The organism is Rhodanobacter fulvus Jip2 (assembly GCF_000264315.1).
Taxonomy (GTDB): Bacteria; Pseudomonadota; Gammaproteobacteria; order Xanthomonadales; family Rhodanobacteraceae; genus Rhodanobacter; species Rhodanobacter fulvus.
This window is the reverse complement of record NZ_AJXU01000092.1, coordinates 1-233: the sequence shown is the minus strand read 5'-3', so window position 1 is coordinate 233 and position 233 is coordinate 1. Positions and strand designations below refer to the sequence as shown.

Sequence of the window (233 nt, the reverse complement as noted above, 5' to 3'; positions counted from 1 at the left end):
CAGCCACGACAGCAGCGACACGCAAAGCAGTATCGCGCAGGGCACGATGGTGGTGCGCGACAACCCCGATCAAGACCTCAGCGGCATCGACCGCAGTGCCACGACGCTCAACGGCAATAGCGTCAGCAACGACTTCGATGTGGACAAGATCAAGGAGAAGCAGGCGCTGGGGCAGGCGGCGGGGTATGTGGGCATGCGGGCGGCGGGTGATCTGGCCGACTACATGGCGGAAC

The 233-nt window shown here is 63.9% G+C and carries 1 protein-coding gene; it reads left to right on the top strand.

The window, feature by feature from the left end; genetic code table 11:
* A partial coding sequence (locus UU9_RS18205; RefSeq protein ID WP_007083033.1) for a hypothetical protein occupies window positions 1–233 on the top strand: 233 nt, incomplete at both ends.